General features: G+C 61.9%; 13 protein-coding genes and 1 tRNA gene. 4 read left to right on the top strand and 10 right to left on the bottom strand.

The window, feature by feature from the left end:
- Both WD429_RS05000 and recC read right to left on the bottom strand, forming a co-directional pair.
- Nucleotides 1-2114, bottom strand: a 2114-nt coding sequence (locus WD429_RS05000) for a UvrD-helicase domain-containing protein (protein WP_368421072.1), incomplete at its 3' end; no start/stop codon positions are given.
- On the bottom strand, nucleotides 2111-5695 hold the full coding sequence (gene recC / locus WD429_RS04995; protein WP_368421071.1) for an exodeoxyribonuclease V subunit gamma: 3585 nt from the start codon (nucleotides 5693-5695) through the stop codon (nucleotides 2111-2113). The genes recC and WD429_RS05000, both read right to left, overlap by 4 nt.
- A gap of 135 nt (nucleotides 5696-5830) precedes the next feature.
- Between recC and WD429_RS04990 the strand changes: the two genes are divergently transcribed.
- The 3 genes from WD429_RS04990 to WD429_RS04980 all read left to right on the top strand — a co-directional run bounded on the left by WD429_RS04990 (nucleotide 5831) and on the right by WD429_RS04980 (nucleotide 10198).
- Nucleotides 5831-6142: a hypothetical protein gene (locus tag WD429_RS04990; RefSeq protein ID WP_368421070.1), complete on the top strand. Its 312-nt coding sequence runs from the start codon at nucleotides 5831-5833 to the stop codon at nucleotides 6140-6142.
- Between the two features lie 82 nt (nucleotides 6143-6224).
- Nucleotides 6225-7949 (top strand): VRR-NUC domain-containing protein, encoded by a 1725-nt coding sequence (locus WD429_RS04985; RefSeq protein ID WP_368421069.1) that lies wholly within the window; start codon nucleotides 6225-6227, stop codon nucleotides 7947-7949.
- Nucleotides 7946-10198 (top strand): helicase C-terminal domain-containing protein, encoded by a 2253-nt coding sequence (locus tag WD429_RS04980; protein WP_368421068.1) that lies wholly within the window; start codon nucleotides 7946-7948, stop codon nucleotides 10196-10198. Before WD429_RS04985 ends, WD429_RS04980 begins: the two co-directional genes overlap by 4 nt.
- Here the strand turns inward: WD429_RS04980 and WD429_RS04975 are convergent.
- Nucleotides 10195-10566, bottom strand: coding sequence for a VOC family protein (locus WD429_RS04975; RefSeq protein WP_368421067.1), 372 nt, complete (start codon nucleotides 10564-10566; stop codon nucleotides 10195-10197). The two genes, WD429_RS04980 and WD429_RS04975, sit on opposite strands and share 4 nt — an antisense overlap.
- Before the next feature lie 127 nt (nucleotides 10567-10693).
- Here WD429_RS04975 and WD429_RS04970 point away from each other — a divergent pair, with 127 nt between their 5' ends.
- Complete coding sequence (locus tag WD429_RS04970; protein WP_368421066.1) at nucleotides 10694-11137, top strand: hypothetical protein; 444 nt, start codon at nucleotides 10694-10696, stop codon at nucleotides 11135-11137.
- A 34-nt stretch (nucleotides 11138-11171) separates the two neighbouring features.
- Here WD429_RS04970 and WD429_RS04965 read toward each other — a convergent pair.
- The 7 genes from WD429_RS04965 to fmt form a co-directional block, all read right to left on the bottom strand.
- A tRNA-Pro gene (locus tag WD429_RS04965) sits at nucleotides 11172-11248 on the bottom strand.
- Between the two features lie 35 nt (nucleotides 11249-11283).
- On the bottom strand, nucleotides 11284-11841 hold the full coding sequence (gmhB, locus tag WD429_RS04960) for a D-glycero-beta-D-manno-heptose 1,7-bisphosphate 7-phosphatase (protein ID WP_368421065.1): 558 nt from the start codon (nucleotides 11839-11841) through the stop codon (nucleotides 11284-11286).
- A 24-nt stretch (nucleotides 11842-11865) separates the two neighbouring features.
- Nucleotides 11866-13947 carry a glycine--tRNA ligase subunit beta gene (gene glyS, locus WD429_RS04955; protein WP_368421064.1) on the bottom strand — a complete coding sequence of 694 codons (2082 nt, stop codon included), beginning with the start codon at nucleotides 13945-13947 and terminating at the stop codon, nucleotides 11866-11868.
- 2 nt (nucleotides 13948-13949) lie between these two features.
- Entirely contained in the window at nucleotides 13950-14975 is a 1026-nt protein-coding gene (gene glyQ / locus WD429_RS04950) for a glycine--tRNA ligase subunit alpha (RefSeq protein WP_368421076.1), read from the bottom strand.
- Between the two features lie 134 nt (nucleotides 14976-15109).
- Nucleotides 15110-16513 (bottom strand): Trk system potassium transporter TrkA, encoded by a 1404-nt coding sequence (gene trkA / locus WD429_RS04945; RefSeq protein ID WP_368421063.1) that lies wholly within the window; start codon nucleotides 16511-16513, stop codon nucleotides 15110-15112.
- Nucleotides 16510-17811, bottom strand: coding sequence for a 16S rRNA (cytosine(967)-C(5))-methyltransferase RsmB (gene rsmB, locus WD429_RS04940; RefSeq protein ID WP_368421062.1), 1302 nt, complete (start codon nucleotides 17809-17811; stop codon nucleotides 16510-16512). Before rsmB ends, trkA begins: the two co-directional genes overlap by 4 nt.
- Nucleotides 17812-18747, bottom strand: coding sequence for a methionyl-tRNA formyltransferase (gene fmt, locus WD429_RS04935; RefSeq protein ID WP_368421061.1), 936 nt, complete (start codon nucleotides 18745-18747; stop codon nucleotides 17812-17814). It abuts the gene before it with no gap.
- Nucleotides 18748-18814 lie beyond the last annotated feature (67 nt).

Genomic DNA, 18814 nt, shown 5'->3' with positions numbered 1-18814 from the left:
AGCATGGGCAGTACGCCCTGCGCCTGCCATTGCTGCTGATAACCCATGAAGCGTTCAATTTCCCGCTCGAGAATGAGCTCATCGGTGAGCAACTGATTCAGCGCCAGCGGAGGCTGGCCCAGGGTGGGCGTGGCCAGAGCGGCGCGAATGTAAGCCAGTTGCCGGGGTTCGGCGCAGGCTCGCAGCCAGCACAGTATTTCCTTCGCCTCCTGCGACGTCAGCACCGAGTCGCGGTCGGACAGGTACACGCTCTTGATGCGCCGGCGGCCAAGGGCATCCCGCACCGCGCTGGCTTCGTTGCGGTTGTTGACCAGTATGGCAATGTCTTTGGGCGCGACGGGGTTCAGATCCGCCAGGTTATCCGCTGCCGCAAAACCGGCCAGGCCCGCCTGGCCCAGCGTTAACAGGCGGGCGATTTCGCTGGCGCAGGTGTCGGCGACATCCGCCGTGGCGGCTCCCTTTGCCAGGCCTTTGGGGTTGCCGTCTTTGCCCTGGTCATCGGATTCGTGGGTCCAGAACACCAGGCTGGGCGGTTGCTCGCCGTTAACCGACCACAGGCGTTTGGTGCCGTTGGCGTCCACGCCCTGGAATGGCAGTGGCGAGGTGTCGCCTTTGCCGAACAGGAAGGCACCCTCTGTGCTGTGCTGGTCGCTGTGTTCAAACACCCGGTTGACGGCGGCCACCATGGGCTTGGCGGAGCGGAAGTTTTTTCCCAGGGTGTAGGTGCGGTCCTGCACTCCCTGGCGCGCTTGCAGGTAGGTGTGGATATCGGCACCGCGGAAGCCGTAGATGGCCTGTTTGGGGTCGCCGATCATCAGCAGGCAGGTGGCTGCATCGCTCCCTGCTACCTGGTATATGCGGTCGAAAATCCGGTATTGCACCGGGTCGGTGTCCTGGAATTCGTCAATCAGCGCCACCGGAAACTGGCGGCGGATGGTGGCGGCAAGCTGATCACCGCGGGGGCCGTGCAGGGCGTCATCCAGGCGGCTGAGCAGGTCGTCAAAGCCCATCTCCGAGCGTTTCTGTTTTTCCGATTCCAGCCGGTCGGCGATCCAGTGGCTGGCGTGGCGCAGAATGTCGGATTTGGCGGTGGGCTGGTGCTGGCCGAACGCGATGAGCGCTTCGATGGCGCTGAAAGCCGGGTGATGGGGGGCCGGGTCGTCCCCTTTGAGAATGTTGTCCAGACCTTCGGGGGTCTGGTTTTTGAAGCCGGCGGCGCTGTCGAGTTTTTCCGGCAACAGCTCGTCGGATTCAGACCAGGCCACCAGGGCGTCCCAGACCTTGAGCATGGCGTTTTTGCTGCCACCGTGTAGCCGCTTGCGCTGGTTCAGGTCATTCAGCAGATCCAGCACTTCCGCCTGCCATGGCCCCCAGGGGTGGGCTTTCAGCGCCCGGGAGCGTTCCAGCCGCTGGCCGACCACCTGGTTGATGGCGTTATACACATCGGCTGGCGGCGTGCCCAGGCTGTTCGGGTCGTCAATCAGGTTGCGCACGGCCTGGCGCAGATCCGCCGGGGTTTTCCAATGGCTCAGGGCTTCGTCCATCAGCGCCGGCGGCAGTGGGTAGACAAAGGTGCGCCAGTAATCCCGGGCGACCTCGTTCAGCAGTTCGCTCTGGTCGGTTTCCAGTGTCAGTTTGAACAGGCTGCCGCTGTCGAAGGCGTGTTCGCTGAGCATGCGGTTGCAGAAACTGTGGATGGTGGACACCGCCGCCTCATCCATCCATTCGGCGGCCAGCAGCAGTTTCCTGCGGCACTCGGGCCAGGTCGCCGGGTCCGGGTAGCTGTCGTTGCGGAGCTGATAGATCAGCGCGGTTTCCGCTGGCGGGTTGGCTTCGTCCGGGGCATCGGAAAACACCTCGGCGGCCTGGGTCAGCCGGGTGCGAATGCGATCCCGCAGCTCTTTGGTGGCGGCGTCGGTAAAGGTCACAACCAGCAGGTTGGGGGGCAGCAGGTTTTGCAGCGGGCTGTCTTCGGGCTGGCCGTGCCCCAGCACCAAGCGCACATAGAGAATGGCAATGGTGAAGGTCTTGCCGGTGCCGGCACTGGCTTCAATCAGCGCGCTGCCGTTCAGCGGCAGCGCTAACGGGTCCAGGTTGGGGTTAAAATTCGTCATTCCACGCTCCCGATCTGTTCTGCCGCTGATTTATCCTGTTCGGCTTCCCACAGCGGCACGTAGAGTTCGTGCAACAGGGCTTCGAATTCGCCGCTGGCCATGAGTAATTCCGCTGTTTCAAAGGCCCCCCGCAGGTAGCCGGTGTCTCGCTGCAGGGCGGTGTCATAGGTCTCTGCGGCATCGCTGATGGCGCGCTCGTGGTCGCCGAGGCATTTTTTGCTCTGGTAGAAGCTGTAAACCCAGGCAAAGCCGGCCTCACAGTGAACGGGCAAGGCCCGGGTGGTGGCGTCCATCCACCGGCTGAGGAGGGCGTCGAAATGCCGTTGGGCCTGATCCGGAGCCAGTGGCGCGAAGCGGAATTTGCGGCCCTCTTCCTTGCCGAGAATCAGGGTTTCAAAAGGCTGGCCGCTGAGCTGGCCCGCCAGGTGAATCACCCAGTCTCGCATCAGGTTGCCGTAGCGCACCTTCTTGCTGTAACCGGCCCCGGTCAGCAGCCCGGAGCTGGCCACCACCAGGCGGCACAGTTGGCCTTCGCGGTTACTGCGCAAGCTGTCGATCAGGTCCACCACTTCCACCGCACCCATCGAATTTTCAAACCGGGCGTCGAAAGGCCGGGGCTCGGCCACGGCTTCCGGCCAGTCAGCCAGGGCACTCTGGTAGCGTTCGAACAGATCCGGCAAGCGCCCGGACAGTTCCGAGCGCAGCCGGTGTTCGGTGACCCCCATGCCCAGATCACCCCGCCGGGCCATGCGGTCCAGGGTGGTTTCCAGCCGTTCATGCAGTTCGGTTTCGGAGCCGGCTTTCATCAGGCCTTGCTGTATCAGCTCATGATCCAGCCGCCAGCGGTCCAGGCCGTTGAGGTCGAAGTTTTCGTTGTCGGTGTCGTCGTCTTCCACCTCTTCAAACCGCACTTGCAGCCGGCGCTGATAGAAGGTGTCGATGGGTTTTTTCAGGAAGCCGGCCAGGTCACTCAGGGTGATGGGTTCTTCCGGGGCCTGGTAAGGCAGCGCTTCCTGTCGCTGTTCTGTGGCGTCAATGCCATGGGCTGTGCGCCATTCCCGTTCGTAGGTGAACAGCTGGCGGGCCTGAAGCACTTCCGCCAGTGGTTTGGGGGTGCTGTCATCGCCGCCTCCGAGGTTATTGGCCTTCGGAAAATAGGCCCGGCTGAAGGGCTGCAGCGGGTGTTGGGTGGTCAGGGCGTCGGTGACGGCTGCATCGGCGTTGCCGGACACCGTCCACAGGCCGTCGAGATGGTCCTGCAACTGGCCCACCAACACCGACGGTGGCCGTTCGGAATCGTCCCGGATGCTTCTTCCCACCCAACTGATGTACAGCTGTTCTCGCGCTGACAGCAGAGCTTCCAGGAACAGGTAGCGGTCGTCCTCCCGCCGGGAGCGGTCCCCCGGGCGATAATCCTGGGCCATCAGGTCGAAGTCCACCGGCGGCCGGGAGCGCGGGTAGTCGCCATCGTTCATGCCCAGCAGGCATACCTTGCGGAAGGGAATGGCCCGCATTGGCATCAGCGTGGCGAAGTTGACCTTGCCGGCCAGGAAGCGCTGGTTCAGACCGCCTTCGTCCAGGCCCTCGAGCAGTACGTCTTTGACGATGTTCAGGGGCAGTTGCTGCTGGTCCAGGCCTGCGGCCAGTGCATCGTCCAGCCACTGTTCCAGGTGGCGACGGAAACGGTTGAGCAGCAACAGATCGCTGCCCTCGACCTTGTGGAAAAACTGCCCGAGCATGGCGGAGAACAGGGTTTCCCATTCGCCCGGGTTGCGGGTGGCCTGCAGTGCCTGCCACAGGGATTCGAGCTGGTGCACAAATTCACTCAGCCGCCCGGCCAGGCTGGCCTGCAGGCCGCCGATTTCGCCGTAGGGCTCTACCCCGCCCCAGGGCTCGTCATCGCCCATGCCGTAACCCAGCAGCATGGATCGAAGCCCGGATTGCCAGGTATTGCGCTCCAGCTCTGCCGGCAACTCCAGGCTTTCCCGGTGCTTGCCGTGCAGGCCCCAACGGATGTTCGCGCCTTCCACCCAGCGCCGGGCCAGGGGGATTTCTTCTTCGCTGATCGCAAAGCGGTCGCGGATGCCGGGTACTTCCAGCAGGCTGATGATCTCGCTCACGCCAAACCGGCTGCGGGGCAGCGACATCAGGGTTTCCAGGGCAATCAACACCGGTTCGTGGTGGCGCTGGCCCTGATCGGAAATGGTGAAGGGTATATGCCGTTTGCGCCCAGGCTGGTAGCGGCCAAACACCGCCTGGATATGAGGCGCGTATACGTTGATATCCGGCACCATGACGATCACATCCCGCGGCCGCAACGCCGGATCGGCATTGAATGCCGCCAGCAGCTGGTCGTGCAGGATCTCGACCTCGCGCTGGGGACCATGGGCATCGTGGAACACCAGGGAATGATCGTGGGTCAGATCCAGCTGACGCCGCTGCTGGCGGATTTCCTGCAGCGGCGTCAGGTTGTGAATGTCGTTCTGCAACTGGTGCAACAGACCGGGTGCGTCACCGGTACCGTGTTCCGAGAAAATATCGATCTTCTGGTCCGGGGTCTGGAAGCTGTCGCGGTAGTCGTCCGGGTTGTCGAACTCGTCCAGCAGGCGGATGTAGTCCCGGCCCTGCTTGCCCCAGGCCGCCAGCAGCGGGTTGGCGTGCTGGTGCAGCTGGTCCGGATCGTCAATCTGCGACAGCACCGGGTGAGCTTTGCCGCGCTTGCGTTCGGCCTTCAGCAGTTCGCGGTCACTGATGATATCCGCCCAGTAGAACTGGCAGGGATTGTGAACACAGAGCACCACCTGGCTGAAGCGGCTCAACACATACAGGGCTTCCAGGGCCTGCCGCGGCAGCGAAGAGACCCCGAACACCACAATGCGCTTGGGCAGCCGCGCGGGGTTGGCCGGAGTGCGGGTGCGCTGGCCCTCTGCCATAAACCGGGTATGGATTTGCGACCGGCTGGTATGAGCGGCTTCGCCGACATCGTCCACCAGCTTGCGCCAGAGCAACGGTTGCCAGCGGGTTTCAGGGTCGAGAGATTTTTCCTCCCCCCTGGCGGTGATGATGACGTCTTTGCCCTGTTCCCAGGCCGCCAGCCAGTCCGCCCGGAACACCTGATACTGGTCGAACAGATCCGCTACCTTCTCCGCCAGCTGAAAATTCCGCAGGTCGGTATCGGTGCCGTCCAGAAAACGCGCCAGCGGTGTGAACGCCTCATCCTGCCCCACCAGTTCCGGCAGCAGCCGGTAAAGCCGCCACACCAGCCGGCGTTTGTCGAAGGGCGACTGTTCTGGCACGTCTCCGTCTGGCAGTACCGCCCGGTAGGCCTGCCAGATAAACCTGGCCGGAAACAGGAAGTCCATGCCGGCAGCAATCCCCAGCCCGCCTTCGGCCCCTTCCTCCGAGCGCTTCTCCGCCAGCGCCAGCTTCAACCATTGGGCAATGCCGTTGCTCTGCACCAGAAAGGTTTCGCTTTCCAGTGGCGGCATGGGGTTGTGGCGGCAGATGTACACCACCGCCCGGCGCAGGTCTTCCAGGTGGTTGGCGTGGATGGCGTGAAAGCCGGGCTCGATGGCGGCCATGGGATTCCTTGTCTGCTTTTCGGTTCAATCCTGATGCTACAGGTTAACGCATGTGACCACAGAAGCGGACCGCCTGACAGGTCCGATTGCACGAAACCGACCCTCAGCGCCGCGGTCAATCAGGGGGTGGCTCCTATGACAGCGAAAAAGAAATGGGAATCGTTTGCATTAAGTAAAAATCTTGCTAGGCTGAATTTGTCGGCCGCCCTAAAGGAAGGACAGCCACCGAATCGGCTCCCGGTCATTCAGCGACCAGGTGCCTACCCCGGCAAGGTAGGAGGAACCATCATGAGTAATCACGCCACGCAGCTGGCAGGCTCGACCCGCGGCATCTTTGGGGCCTGGCTCGCGCTTAAAAAAGAGTGCCTCAACTCGGCACATCAGCCGTCGGCGGCTCACCGGGTGCCGACGCCGCAGTCCTCCGGTAAGTCATCGCCGGGAAAATAGCTATTTGAGACCTGAGAGCGGCCATCGTACAGTGCGTTGACACCACCCGTTGACGCTCTCCGAGAAGGTTTCCTGAAACAGCATGATCACCGAACCACAAGGTCAGCGCCCACAAACAGCAGACCTGGAAGACCCCCTATATTACCTGAAGAATATGGACACTGTGGTGTCGTGGGTGGCCGATCACCACGGGGACCTGCTGACCCTTGATGAACGGGCCAGGCTGGCGGACTTTGTTGACCTGCCCACTTCCGCACGGGGACTGCTGACACGCATGGTGATGCGCACCGGGGAGCTGTTTCGGACAGACAAGCTGCATTATCCGGAACTGCCGGGCACCGTGACGGAGGCGTTGGCCGAACTGGTCGCTAGACATTGGCTTGAAGCCTCTCCTGTACTTGGCATTGATGACCTCTTCCGGCTTGCCACACTGGCTGAGCTCCGACCCGCATTTGCCGACAGGCTGAGTGAGCTGGATTTACCAAAGACCCTGCCCAAAGCGCGGCTGCGCGAAGTCGCGGCCGAACACTTTCCAGAACCACAACGCTTGCAGGAATGGTGGAGCGGGGATGCGCCACCGGTGGTCCGGCTGCAGGATATGCCCCTGTTTGACCGCGTACGCCTCATGTTCTTCGGCAACCTGCGCCAGAGCTGGACCGATTTTGTGCTGGTGGAGCTGGGGTATCAGCAATACGAGCGGGTGGACTTGTCCAGCGATTCCCGCGCCTTTCATCGGCGGGCGGACGTGGACGCCTACCTGTTGATGCACCAGTGTCGGCAAGGGCTGGATGACGGGGTGCCGGTATCCGAAGTATGGCCGCAGGTACCAGAGCCGTCGGATAATCCGTGGCTGGCCAGCCGGCGGGATCGGCTATTGCTGGAGCTGGGTCGACAGGCGGAACGTCAGGGGGAGCAGGCGCTGGCCCTGGAAGCCTTGGCGGCCAGCCATCACCGGGAGGCGCGGCTGAAGCAGCTGCGCTTGCTGGAACGCCTGAAACGCTTTGACGAGGCCTGGGACATTGCCCGGCGCTGGCAGCATCAGGAACTGAGCGATGCCGAGGCCCAGGGGCTGGCGCGCGTTCTCAAACGGCTGGCCCCGAAAATGGGCGAGGTGCCGCCGCCGGTGGAGGCCCCGCCGGAGATCCGGGCGTTCACCCTGAGCTTGCCCAAACCCGCTGTTGGCTCCGTGGAGCTGGCGGCTCAGCAGCACCTGGAGGCCGCCGATGCTCCGGTGTTCTATGTGGAAAACACGCTGATCAACGGCTTGTTCGGGTTGCTGTGCTGGCGGACCATTTTCGAGGCCATTCCCGGTGCGTTCTTTCACCCCTTCCATGTGGGCCCTGCGGATTTGCTACGGGAGGACTTTGTAGAACGGCGACGGCAGGCGTTCGACGACTGCTTCGCCTTGTTGCGGGATGGCCGCTACCGGCAGCGTATTCTTGATACCTGGCAGCAGAAACAGCGGCTCGCCAACCCCTTCGTGGTCTGGCCAGCGTTGTCCGAGGCGCTACTGATAACCGCCATGGACTGCATTCCCCCGCGTCACCTGGAGCGGTTGTTTGAGCGCCTGCTGAACAACCTGAAGGAACATCGTAGCGGGTTTCCGGACCTGATCCGGTTTTACCCCGACTCTCGCTCCGACCCCGATCCCGACAGCCCGGAGCCACGTTACGAGATGATCGAAGTAAAGGGGCCGGGTGATCGTCTTCAGGACCATCAGCGCCGCTGGCTGGCGTTCTTTGGCCGGGAGAACATGCCCGCCAGCGTCTGTTACGTGCGCTGGCAGGCGGATGAGGGCGGCGGATGAAGGTTGCGATCCGTACCCTGTGTGAATTTTCCGCCCGCCAGGGCGATCTGGATTTTCGCTACACGCCGGCACCCAGTGCCGAAGAAGGCATAGCCGGCCACCAGGCCATCCAGGGCCGCCGTGGTTACGGATACAAAAGCGAGCATTTACTGACCGGGGAGTGCCTGGGGTTAAAGCTTTCGGGGCGAGCCGATATCTACAATCCCCACCGTGGCCGGCTGGAAGAAATCAAGACTCATCGGGGTGACCTGTCCCGCATCCGTGAGCACCAGCGCGCGCTCCATCGCGCTCAGTTAAGAGCCTACGGTGCCCTGCTGTGCCAACAGGAAGGGCTTAAAAAGCTGGAACTGGCGCTGGTCTATTACGACACCGGCAAGGACAAGGAAACACCGGTGGTGGAAACCGCCAGCGCGGAGCAGCTTTGGCAGGAGCTGGAAGACCTGTGCCGTCAATACAGGCTGTGGGCCGAGCAGGAGGAACACCATCGGGAGCAACGGAATGCCCTGCTTGCGCAACTGACCTTTCCCTTTCCGGCTTTTCGCCCCCGGCAGCGCCAGTTGGCGGAGACCGTCTACAAAAATGCCGTTCAGTCAGGCACCTTGTTGCTGGAAGCCCCCACCGGCCTGGGCAAGACCCTCGGCACCCTGTTCCCGGCGTTGAAAGCGATGCCAGCGGCGGGGCAAGACCGGTTGTACTACCTCACCTGCCGCAATACCGCCCGCCAGATTGCCATGGATGGGGTGGCACACCTGCGACTGGCGCAAGGTTTACCAACCTGGCCACTGAGAACCCTGGAACTGGTGTCGAAAGACGATGCCTGTGAACACCCGGACAAAGCCTGCCACGGCGATTCCTGCCCGTTGGCCCAAGGTTTTTTCGACCGGCTACCGGATGCCCGGGCCGAAGCCGCTCAGACAGAAGGCGTGCTTGATCAGCAAAGTTTGGCGAAGATCGCAGCAGGCCATGACATTTGCCCCTATTTTCTTGCCCAGGAAATGGCCCGCTGGTGCGATCTGGTCATCGGTGATGTGAGCCGGCTGTTTGATCAGTCCGCCCTGCTCCACGGCCTGATTCGACAGAACAACTGGAAGGCCAGTGTATTGGTGGACGAAGCCCACAACCTGGTGGACCGGGGCCGGGGCATGTATTCGGTGCGGCTGGACCAACAGCGTTTGCTGACGATAAAAAAGGCCGCGCCCAAGCCATTGAAGGCGGCCATCGACCGCACCGCGCGGGCCTGGCAAAGCCTGATCCGGGACCATCAGGCGGTCGACAATGCCCCGGTGTTTCTGGCAACCCTGCCGGCGCAGTTGCTCGGAGCCCTGCAAGCCATGGTGTCGAGCCTCACCGATTATCTGGCCGACTATCCGCCGGACCTTGCCTTACAGGAACTGCTGTTTGAAAGCGTGTCCTTTATGAAACTGGCGGATACCTTCGGCGATCATTCCCTGTGTGAATTCCAGCGCGCCGGGCGGGGCCGTGCCAGCCTGACCCTGCAAAATCTGATCCCGGCCGATTTCCTGCGGGCGCGGTTCGGGGCAGCGGATTCGGTGTTGCTGTTCTCCGCTACCCTGAGCCCCGGCGTCTACTACCGCGATCTGCTCGGCCTGCCAGAGGATTCCCGGTTCACTTCCCTGCCCAGCCCGTTCAGTGCGGAGCAGTTGCAGGTACACTTCACGCCGCGCATCAGCACCCGCCAGGCCCACCGGGAAGCGTCACTTGAATCCATCGCCGACCTCATCGCCCGCCAGTTCCGTGAACGGCCGGGTCACTATCTGGCGTTCTTCAGCAGTTTCAAATACGCCCAGGCGGTCAGCGCGGCGCTTGCCAGAGCGGCCCCGGATGTCCCCCAGCGTTCCCAGCAACCCGGCATGTCGTCAAACCAGCGCAGTGAATTTCTGGCGGGGTTTCAGCAGCCGGACGGCAGCGTGGCGTTTGCGGTTCTGGGCGGCGTGTTCAGTGAGGGCATCGACCTGCCCGGGGATCAGTTGATCGGCGCGTTTGTGGCCACGCTCGGCCTGCCGCCGTTTGATGCCTGGCATGAGATCCTGAAACAGCGGCTTGAGCACCGGTTCGGTGCGGGCTATGACTACACCTACTTGATCCCGGGATTGCAGAAAGTCGCCCAGGCAGCCGGGCGGGTTATCCGCACCCCGGAAGACCGGGGTGTGATCTGGCTGATTGATGACCGCTTTTTACAACCGGCGGTCCATCGATTCTTGCCAGCTTGGTGGTTTAAGACTGATTAACCGAAGTGAAAAAACGCCAGCTTATTGCCATCCGGGTCCTTCACGTAGGCCCCGTAGAACTGATCGGGAATGCGTTGCCCGGGTTCTCCGTCGCAGGTGGCCCCCAGGTCAATGGCCTTTTGGTAATGGGCATCCACCGACTCCTTGGAGCCTGGCTGAACCGCCAGCATATTGCCGTTGCCGGGGTGGTTTGGCTCACCGTTGTAAGGCGTGCACACCGCCAGCATGGGAGCACTCATGCTCTTGCCAATGAACGCAATGCGTTCCATATCCAGGAGCACCTTTGCGCCCAGCTCCCCTAGAAGCTCTGAATAGAATTGCTTGGCTTTTGCCATATCACTGACGCCGAGGGTGACGTATCCAATCATCTTTGTGCTCTCCTGTCGTTGTTGATCTTGCGGGGGTTAATGTTACCAGTACGCAAAATAACTCGTATCGGCCTATACCTACTAGTGGCAAAGTTGTAACCGATCAATTGAAAAGGGAGTGTTTCTGATGATCACGTTACCCAGAACCATCGCCGTACTGGCGCTGCTGGCTGTGGCTCCGTTGAGCTTGAGCGCTGAGAGGGAGGTCGAAATGGTGGAAGAAGTGCTGGTGGTGCTGTCCAGTGCATCGCCGCTAACCCAAGGCATGGCCATGATGCTGTCCACTGCCATGCTGGAACGGGGAGCCCGGGTGAATGTACTGCTCTGCGATCAGGCCGGAGAACTGGCGCTGAAATCCTACGATGGGGAGGCGCTGAAACCGAAGGAAGCCACGCCCGGTCAGCTGCTTCGCGGTTTGTTGTCCCAGGGAGCCAGTGTCAACGTGTGTGGCCTGTATCTGCCGAACAGCGGGCGTGATCGCGATGAATTGTTCGAGGGTGTGGGCATAGCCCTGCCGCCCGAAGTATCGAAGCAGATGCTGGATTCACAGGTGCGAAGTTTTACGTTTTGAGAGACGGTTTTACAGACAGGATAGAGCGGGAAAATGGTCGGCGTGGCAGGATTCGAACCTGCGACCCCTTCGTCCCGAACGAAGTGCGCTACCAAGCTGCGCCACACGCCGATCAACGGCCGGTATTATACGGATTCGCTCTGTTTTTACCAGCCCTCAGCGGATAAAAGCGCGGTCGCAAACGTGCTGAGACTGTCGTAAATACTGACCCGCGCACCGGGGATCGGGCGCGTGTCCAAATGCCGTTCTGTGTCCAGGCCATTGCCGGTTCTGACCAGCACGGGGTGGCACCCGGCTTTGTGTCCGGCTTCCAGGTCTTTGCGACTGTCGCCGACCATGATCGCGTCTTGCAGGCTGTCGAGGTGAAAATGGCTGCGGATCTGTTCCAGCAGGCCCGTCAGCGGTTTTCGGCACGGGCAGTGGTCATCCGGGTGGTGGGGGCAGTAAGCGATATAATCGATGCACCCGCCTTGCGCTTCGAGTAACTGCTCGAGCTTGGCGTGCATGGCGTCCAGTTCATCGGCATCGTAAAACCCCCGGGCAATGCCGGACTGGTTGGTGGCGATGGCGATGCGGTGCCCGGCGTTGCAGAGCCGGGCTATCGCTTCCATGCTACCGGGAATGGGCTCCCACTCCTCCGCAGAGCAGATGTAATTGCCATCGTATCGGTTGATGACCCCATCCCGGTCGAGAATGATCAGCATTGTGCCTTTACGGTTGCCTCTGTCTCAGCTCGCTGTTGGCAGCAGAGAGATATCGGCTACCCGCAGGAACAGGTTACGGAGCTGGTTGAGCATGGCCAGCCGGTTGTTACGGATGGCTTCATCCTCCGCCATCACCATCACTTCGTCAAAGAACTTGTCCACCGGCTCGCGCAGGCTGGCCAGGGAGCTCAGTGCTGCGGCGTAGTCGCCCTGCTCGAACAGCGGCAGTACCCGGTCTGACTGCTGGCCAATGTGCTCCGCCAGAGCCTGTTCGGCCTGATCCTGCAGCAGCGCCCGGTTTACCTGTTCGCCAACGGTGCTGCCACCCTGCTTGGTGAGAATGTTGGACACCCGCTTGTTGGCACCCGCCAGCGCCTGGGCTTCCGGCAACTGGCGGAAGCTTTCGACGGCTTTCACGCGGCGGTCAAAGTCCAGCGGTTTGGTGGGGCGGCGTGCGTGCACGGCCAGGTAGACTTCGGCACCAATGCCCTGCTCTTCGTAATGGGCGCGGAAGCGGTCGAGCATGTAGTCCACCACGGTGGCCGCGGTGTTTTCGCCGTCCAGCCCGGTGAAGTTTTCTTCCGCCCACTGGCAACAGGTCTGCAGGTCCAACGGCAGTTCCCGTTCGATGATGATGCGCAGCACCCCCAGGGAGGCGCGGCGCAGCGCGAATGGGTCCCGGGTGCCGGACGGCGGCTGGTTAATGCCGAACAGGCCTACCAGGGAATCCAGGCGGTCGGCGATGGCGATGGCGCAGCCGGTCAGCGAGGTGGGCAGGTCGTCACCGGCGAAGCGCGGCATGTATTGCTCGTTCAGCGCCTGGGCGACGTCTTCCGGCTCGCCGTCGTGCTTGGCATAGTACTGGCCCATGATGCCCTGAAGATCGGTGAACTCCAGCACCATTTCGGTGACCAGGTCGGTCTTGGCCAGCATGGCTGCGCGCTCGGCCAGGGCGGGATCGCTGCCGATGGCGTCGGCAATTTTCTTTGCCAGCGCCGCCACGCGCACGGATTTGTCATAAAGGCTGCCCAGCTTGTCCTGGAACACGATCGGCTTGAGCTGATCAATGCGGTCCTCAAGGCGGGCTTTGCGGTCGGTCTCATAGAAGAACGCCGCATCCGACAGCCGCGGACGGATCACTTTTTCGTTGCCGGAGATGACCTGGTTGGGGTCTTTGCTGTCCAGGTTGGCGACGGTGATAAACAGCGGCAGCATGTCACCCTTGGCGGTCACCACGTGGAAGTATTTCTGATGTTCTTTCATGGAGGAAATCAGAGCTTCCGCCGGCACATCGAGGAAGCGCTCCTCGAACCGTCCCATCAGCGGGACCGGCCATTCATTGAGGCCGGTGACTTCATCCAGCAGATCGTTATCAATCACGGCCTGGCCGCCGGCTTCTTTCTCCGCCAGGGCGGTCACGCCGGAGCGGATCTGTTCGCGGCGTTGGGCGAAGTCGGCAATCACATAGCCTTCCTGCTTTAATACCACTTCGTAGTCGCCCGGCGTCGGCACAATCAGGGATTTCGGGCAGTGGAAGCGGTGGCCCCGGGTCTTGTTGCCGGGTGTCAGCCCCATAATGGCCGTATCAATCACCTTGTTGCCAAACAGCATAATGGCCCAGTGCACCGGGCGAACAAATTCGGTGCGATGGGCACCCCAGCGCATGCGTTTGGGAATGGGCAGCGCGGCGAGGGATTGCTCCACCAGTTCCGGCATCAGCTCGACGGTGGGGCGGCCCTTCTCAACTGTCCGGAACACCACCCAGGCACCCTTGTCGGTTTCCAGGGTGTCCAGTTGGTCCGGGGTGACTCCCAGTGAGGTGGCGAAGCCGGTCAGTGCCCGGGTCGGGTTACCGGCGTCGTCGAATGCCGCTTTTACGGCGGGGCCCCGTTTCTCCACGGACTTGTCGGGCTGGGCATCGGCCAGATCACGGATGCGCACGGCCAGCCGGCGCGGTGCGGCAAAACTCTCGGCTTTGCCAAAGGCAATGCCGGCTTCTTCCAGACCTTTGACAATGCCGTTGGTAAAGGCGTCGGAAAGCGGTTTGAGGGCCTTGGGGGGCAGCTCTTCAGTGCCCAGTTCGACCAGAAAATCCTGTGTTGCCATGATTATGCGTTCCCCTGTTCCTGCGGAGCCTTTTTCGCTTTCTTGCCCTTCTTACCGTTGGCTTTCTCGTCGGCGGCGGCGCTCGCGGCAAGGACTTCCTTGCGCAGCGCAGCCGGAGCCAGCGGGAAGCCGAGCTTGCGGCGGCTGTCGAAGTAAGCCTGGGCAACAGCACGGGCGAGGGTGCGAACACGCAGGATAAAGCGCTGACGCTCGGTCACTGAAATGGCGTGACGGGCATCCAGCAGGTTGAAAGTATGGGAGGCCTTGAGCACCTGCTCATAGGCAGGCAGCGCCAGACCGGCGTCGATCAGACGCGCGCTTTCACGTTCGTGAACATCGAAACTGTGGAACAGGAATTCGGTGTCGGCGTGCTCAAAGTTGTAAGTGGACATCTCCACTTCCTGCTGGTGGAACACATCGCCGTAGGTCACCACACCATCCGGGCCCTCGGTCCACACCAGGTCGTACACGCTGTCGACGCCCTGCAGGTACATGGCGATTCGTTCCAGGCCGTAGGTCAGCTCGCCGGTCACCGGGTAGCACTCCAGGCCGCCGACTTGCTGGAAGTAGGTGAACTGGGTCACTTCCATGCCGTTGAGCCAGATTTCCCATCCCAGGCCCCAGGCACCCAGGGTGGGCGATTCCCAGTTGTCTTCCACGAAGCGGATGTCGTGAACCAGGGGGTCGAGCCCCAGGGCCTTCAGCGAGTCCAGGTACAACTCCTGGATATTATCGGGGGATGGCTTCAGCACCACCTGGAACTGATAATAATGCTGCAGACGGTTCGGGTTCTCGCCATAGCGGCCGTCTGTGGGGCGGCGGCTGGGCTGGACGTAGGCGGCATTCCAGGTTTCAGGCCCGATGGAGCGTAAAAAGGTGGCCGGGTGAAAGGTGCCGGCACCCACTTCCATATCCAGTGGCTGGAGGACCACGCAGCCGTGCTGCGCCCAGAAGTTCTGCAGAGCCAGAATCAGACCCTGGAAGGTTTTGACGTCCGGGGTGTTGTGGGAAGTTGCCTTGTCTGTCACGACGATTGCCTGCTGCTCGGTCTGTGTGTGGTACCCCGCCTGTGGGTCGGGGCACGCTGAAAAAAGGCGCATTATACGCTCGCCAGACGTGTATTTCTAAGTGGCGTTCACAGCCTTGTTTTTGCTCTGTTTCCCTAGAAGAACGTGAGGCCCACCTGAAACAGCTTTTCCACCTCCCGGATGCGGGATTTATCCACCAGGAACAGGATGACGTGATCGTCCGGCTGCACCCGGAGATGGTCGTGGGCGATCAAGACCTCGTTGCGCCGGACAATGGCACCGATGGTGGTGCCTTCCGGCAGGGCGATTTCGTCCAGGCGCTTGCCGACCACGCGGGAGGAGCGGTGATCGCCGTGGGCAATCGCTTCGATGGCCTCGGCCGCGCCCCGGCGCAGTGAGTGGACATTGACCACATCGCCGCGCCGAACGTGGGTGAGCAGGCTGCCAATGGTGGTCTGTTGAGGGGAAATGGCGACATCAATGTCGCCGCCCTGGATCAGATCGACGTAGTCCGGGTTGTTGATCAGTGTCAGTACCTTGCGGGCACCGAGGCGTTTGGCCAGCAAGGAGGCCATGATGTTGGCTTCGTCGTCGTTGGTCACCGCACAGAACACGTCGGTATTCTCGATGTTCTCTTCCAGCAGGATGTCTTTGTTGGCGGCATTGCCTTCCAGAACCACGGTCTTGCGCAGGTTTTCCGAGAGCATCACGCAGCGTTCCCGATCACGCTCCAGCAGCTTGACCTGATAGCGGTTCTCCAGGGTGTGGGCCAGGCGCTGGCCGATGTTGCCGCCACCGCAGATGAAGATGCGCTTGTAGGGTTTTTCCAACGGTTGCAGTTCGCTCATCACCGAGCGGATATGGTCGGAGGCGGCAATAAAGAAGACTTCGTCGCCGTCTTCGATCACCGTGTTGCCCTGCGGCATGATGGCCCGGTCCTTGCGGAAGATGGCGGCTACCCGGGTGTCGATCTTGGGCATGTGCTCCCGCAGATAAGACAGCTCATGCCCGACCAGCGGCCCGCCCTTGGTGGCGCGGATTGCGACCAGCCGGGTCAGGCCTTTGGAGAATTCCAGTACCTGCAGGGTGCCGGGGTATTCGATCAGCCGGGTGATGTGTTTGGTGACCAGCTGTTCCGGGCTGATCAGCACATCAATGGGGAAACCACGCAGGCTGTCCAGGTCTTTTTGCTGATCCCGCTGGTAAAACAGTTCGGCCTTCGCCAGGTAGGCATTGGCCCGTACCCGGCAGATGGTGGTGGGTGTTTTGTGCAGCAGTTTGGTGACCTGGCAGGCGACCATATTGGTTTCATCGCTACTGGTCACGGCAATCAACATGTCCGCGTCTTCGGCACCGGCCTGCCGTAATACCGTGGGAAAAGACGCCTTGCCCTGTACCGTGCGGATGTCCAGGCGATCCTGAAGTTCCCGCAGGCGGGTACTGTCGCTGTCGATTATGGTGATGTCGTTGGCTTCGTTGGCCAGATTTTCCGCCAGTGTGCCGCCCACTTGGCCGGCACCGAGAATCAGGATTTTCATGGTTCAGGTTTCTCCAGCACGGCGTAGAAAAAGCCGTCGTGGCTGTCTGGGTTCGGTAACAGTTGCCTGCCTGCGGTCATGTCGTGGCCCCAGGGCACTTCCGGTGCAACCAGCGTTGCCGCTGTCTGATGTTTGAGGAATCGCTGGATTATACGATGGTTCTCCTGGGGGAACACGGAACAGGTGGCGTACACCAGCCGGCCTCCGGGTTTGAGGATAGACCACATGGCGTCCAGCAGGCCGAGCTGGATCGACGCCAGCGGTACAATGTCGGACTCCCGGCGCAGCAGTTTGATGTCCGGGTGGCGACGAATCACACCACTGGCGCTGCAGGGAACGTCCAGCAGGATGCGGTCAAACGGCTGGCCATCCCACCACTGATCGACCGCAGCAGCATCCGCCTCCTGCAGAGTAGCGTGCAGGTCAAGCCGGTCCAGGTTTTCCTGAACCCGTGGCAGGCGTTCGGCGGATTCGTCGATGGCGACCACGTCACCGAGTTCGCCACAGGCTTCCAGAATGGCACAGGTTTTTCCGCCCGGCGCGGCGCAGGCGTCCAGCACCCGCTGGCCGGGTGCCAGGTCCAGCAGGGTAGTGCACAGTTGGGCGGCTTCGTCCTGAACGCTGACCGCACCATCCGCAAACCAAGGCAGGCGATCCACCGGTACCGGCGTTGCCAACTGAATGCCATGGGGGGCGAAGGCCGTGGCTGTGGCCTGGATGCCGGCGTCTGCCAGCTGCCCCAGATAGTCCTGGCGGGAAAACCGCAGGGCGTTGACTCGCAGGGTCATCGGGGCCTGGGCGTTGTTGGCCTCGAGAATGGCCTGCCAGTCATCGGGCCAGTTGTGGCGCAGCTTTTCCACCATCCACAGAGGGTGGCTGAAGCGGGCGGCATCGGTTTCGGGCTCTGGTGCGCCCTCGCGTTCGGCACTGCGCAATACGCCGTTGACCAGCCCCGTCAGGTTGGGCTTGCCCAGAGCGCGGCAGGCTTCGACGGTTTCATTGAGCACCGCGTAAGTGGCCTGCTGGCTGTAGCGCAGTTGAAACAGCGCCACCAACATCAGGTGGTGAACCATGCGGTCCTGTTTGCGCAGGGGCTTGTTGAGGCGCTGGCTCAGTTCGTCTTCAAGCCGATGAAACCAGCGGCAGGTGCCGTAACAGAGGGCCTGCAACTCGGGGCGCTCGTTGGGGGGAAGTTGGCTCAACGCCGGTGGCAGGCACTGGGTCAGAGACTGGCCATTTTCCACCGACTGCAGCACGCGGGCCGCCAGGGCTCGCATGGGCTGGCTGTGGTCGTTCATTCAGTTGAGCTCCTGACCAGGCAGCAGCACATCCTTGCCGCCGTTGATCAGGTCGCTGGCGGTCTGGGGTCGGGCACCGGGAAGCTGCAGACTGGTGATTCGCAGCACGCCTGTGCCGCAGGCCACATCAATGCCGTCACGTTCCCGGCGGAGCACGGTGCCTGGGGGCGCGTCGGGTGCCTCGTTCAGAACCTCGGCGCGGTGGACGCGAATCCGTTGTTGATGGCCATCGGTAAAGGTGCCGGGCCAGGGGTTGAAGGCTCGCACCAGGCGCTCAATGACGCCTGCCTCGCAGTGCCAGTCGATGTGGCCTTCTGCTTTGGCCAGCTTGTGTGCGTAGCAGGCCTGATGATCGTTCTGTGCTTCGCCCTGCAGTTCGCCTTTTTTGAGCAGCGCCAGCGCCTTGACGATGGCCTGTCCGCCCAGTTCGGCAAGACGGTCATGAAGGCTGCCGCCGGTATCGCCGGGTTCAATCGCGGCCACCGTTTTCAGTAGCATCGCGCCGGTGTCGAGGCCTTCGTCCATCTGCATGATGGTGATGCCGGTTTCCGGATCACCGGCGGCAAGGGCGCGATGAATCGGTGCGGCTCCGCGCCAGCGTGGCAATAGTGAGGCGTGGATGTTGAGGCAGCCGTGGGTAGGCGTGTCCAGAACCGCTTTCGGGAGGATCAGGCCATAGGCGGCGACGATCATCACATCCGCCTCAAGGGCGCGCAATGCGTTCTGGGCTTCCGCCGTTTTCAGGCTTTCTGGCTGAAACACCGGTATCCCGGCGTCCAGCGCGACCTGTTTTACCGGGCTGGGTGTCAGCTTGCGGCCACGGCCGGCAGGACGATCAGGCTGGGAGTAGACCGCCACCACGTCGTGATGGGCGGCCAATAAGGCCTTGAGGGCAATGGCTGCAAAATCCGGGGTGCCGGCAAACACAATTCGCACGGTGGTGGTGTCTCTGTTCCGTTGAATACGAAAAGACCGGGTATCGACCCGGTCCGTTGATGCTGTC

This window comes from Marinobacter sp., from assembly GCF_040904845.1.
Lineage (GTDB): Bacteria > Pseudomonadota > Gammaproteobacteria > Pseudomonadales > Oleiphilaceae > Marinobacter.
Note: the sequence above shows the minus strand (reverse complement) of the source record. Positions and strands in the feature narration are given on the sequence as shown.